Raw genomic sequence first — 2,901 nt, forward strand, 5'->3', positions numbered from 1 at the left:
CGCCGCCCGGCCCCCGGGCCGCGGCGCGAGCTGGTGCTGCGCCTGCCGCGCGGCCTGGTGCCCGGCCTCGCCGCCGGCGTGCTCGGCCTGGCGGTGCTGGTCGGCGGCCTCAGCAGCCGCGCCCTGCCGGGCGACCGGCTCTACGACGTCAAGCTCGGCATCGGCCAGGCCCAGGTGCGCCTGGCCGGCAATGACGTCGCCCGCGGCCGCGCGCTGCTGGCCCAGGTCGACCACCGCCTCGACGAGGTCGACGCGCTCGTCGCCGCCGGCGACCCGCGCTCGGCCGACGTCGACGTCGCGCTGACCCAGGCGGCCGACGACCTCTCCGACGCCCAGCGGGTGCTGCTCGCCGGGGACGGCGGCCACGCCGACCCCGAGGCGCTCCAGGCCCTCGCCGACGCCAGCGCCCAGGCGCAGGGCCGGCTCAAGGCGCTCGCGCCGCTCATGCCCACGGCGTCCGGTCCCGAGCTGCGCCGCCTGCTCGAGCTGCTGCAGTCCGGCGACACCGTCGTGTGGCAGCAGGCGCTCGCGTGCGGCAGCCCGTGCGCCGACGTCCGGAACGACCTCGAGCAGCAGCTCGGGCAGACCGCGAGCGGTGGCGGCGCACCCTCGACCGCCCCCACGGGCGGCGGGTCGGTGGCCGGGCCGCGCGCGACGTCGAAGCCCTCGGTGAGCGTGCCGTCGACCGCGGCCACCCAGGCCCCCGGCGGCGGCCTGCCCGGCGCCACCAGCACGCCGAAGGCCTCGGTGCCCGGCGTCACGGTGTCGGTGCCCGGCGTGGGCGTCACCGTGCCCGGCGTCGGCGTCACGACGCCCCCCGGCGGCGGTCAGCCCACGCTGACGATCCCGCCGGTCGAGGCGACGCTCGGCCCGATCACCGCGAGCGTCTCGACGTCCGGCTGCGTCGTCGGCCTGGGCGGCCTCTGCGTCGGCGGCTGACCACCGCAGCACCACCGCGCGACCACCGGCTCCTGACCCGGTGACCTGGGCTCGTCCATTTCTTGGTCAAGGGACAGTCAAAAGTCTTATACCGCACAAAACGGACCACGCTGTCAAGGCTTGTGCGCGATCCGGGGCAGCGGTCACAGTCTGGCCGTCCACCTCGGGGGCAGCCGGTCGACACGCCCTGCAGCCCTTCGTCCGAGCCCGGACTCCGGTACGTCCGAACAGGTCCTCCCGCACGAGCGGGCGGGCCGAGCAGACAGGAGTGCTGAGTTGAAGAGAGTGACCACGATGGGAGCGGTGGCCGCGCTGGCCGCCGCTGGTGTCGCGGCCGCGCCGATCGGCGCGAGCGCGGCCACGCAGGCCGGCAACCCCGGCCTGGCAGCAGCCCGGGCGTCGCTGATCCGCAGCGAGCAGCAGCAGGCGCCCGCCGTCGCGAAGAGCCTGGGCCTCGGCTCCGGCGAGCAGCTCACGGTCAAGGACGCGATCACCGACGCCGACGGGACGACGCACGTGCGCTACACCCGCACGTTCGACGGCCTGCGCGTGGTGGGCGGCGACCTCGTCGTCCACGAGACGAAGGCCGGTGCGCTCAAGGGCGTCGACAAGGCCGGCTCGGGCAAGGTGGCCGTGGCCTCCACGACCCCCGCCGTCGCCGCGTCCTCCGCGCGCAGCACCGGGCAGTCCCTGGCCAAGGCCAAGGGCGAGTCCTCGACGTCCGAGCTCGTCGTCTACGCGGCCGGCGCCACCCCGCGCCTAGCCTACGACGTGGTCACCGAGGGCGTCAAGGCCGACCAGACGCCCACCCGTCTGCACACCTACGTCGACGCCAGGACCGGCAAGGCGCTCGCGTCCTACGACGAGATCGAGACCGCCGAGGGCACCGGCAAGACGATCTACTCCGGCAACGTGTCGATCACCACGAGCGGCAGCGGCTCCAGCTACACCATGGTCGACGGCGCTCGCGGCAACGGCACCACCACCGACCTCAAGGGCGCGACGTCCGGCAACGGCACGACGTTCACCGACACCGACAACGTGTGGGGCAACAACGCCGCCAGCGACCGCGCGTCGGCCGCCGCGGACGCCCACTACGGCGCGGCCGCGACGTGGGACTACTACAAGAACGTCCACGCGCGGAACGGCATCTTCAACAACGGCACGGGTGTCCGCTCGCGCGTCCACTACGGCAACGCGTACGTCAACGCGTTCTGGGACGGCACGCAGATGACCTACGGCGACGGCTCGGGCAACACGCACCCGCTCGTCGAGATCGACGTCGCGGGCCACGAGATGAGCCACGGCGTCACCGAGAACACCGCCGGGCTCGACTACACCGGTGACGCCGGTGGCCTGAACGAGGCGACGAGCGACATCTTCGGCACCGCCGTGGAGTTCTACGAGAATAACGCGACGGACGTCGGCGACTACCTCATCGGCGAGAAGATCAACATCAACGGCAACGGCACGCCGCTGCGCTACATGGACAAGCCGAGCAAGGACGGCGGCAGCGTCGACTGCTGGTCGACCTCCACCAAGAACCTCGACCCGCACTACTCGAGCGGCGTCGGCAACCACTGGTTCTACCTCGCCTCGGAGGGCTCGGGCGCCAAGACGATCAACGGCGTCTCGTACAACAGCCCGACCTGCAACGGCTCGACCGTGACCGGCATCGGCCGCGCCGCCGCCGAGAAGGTCTGGTACCGCGCGCTCACCACGTACATGGTCTCGACCGAGACCTACCCGATGGCCCGCAACAGCACCATCAAGGCGGCCATCGACCTGTACGGCGCCAGCAGCACCCAGTGCACCGCGGTCGCGAAGGTCTGGGACGCGCTGTCCGTCCCGGCCGGCACGGCCACCTGCACCGGTGGTGGCGGCGGCGGGGGCGGCGGCACCAACCTGCTGCAGAACCCCGGCTTCGAGTCCGGTGCGGTGAGCTGGACCGGCACCTCCGGC

General features: G+C 73.1%; 2 protein-coding genes. Both read left to right on the top strand.

Annotation, left to right across the window (positions count from 1 at the left end):
* The coding region (locus ACYVJ4_RS18535) for a DUF5667 domain-containing protein (protein WP_460461525.1) at window positions 1–939 on the top strand (939 nt) is incomplete at its 5' end.
* Window positions 940–1,233: 294 nt separating this feature from the next.
* A partial coding sequence (locus tag ACYVJ4_RS18540) for a M4 family metallopeptidase (RefSeq protein WP_460461526.1) occupies window positions 1,234–2,901 on the top strand: 1,668 nt, incomplete at its 3' end.

It is taken from the genome of Angustibacter peucedani (assembly GCF_054779595.1).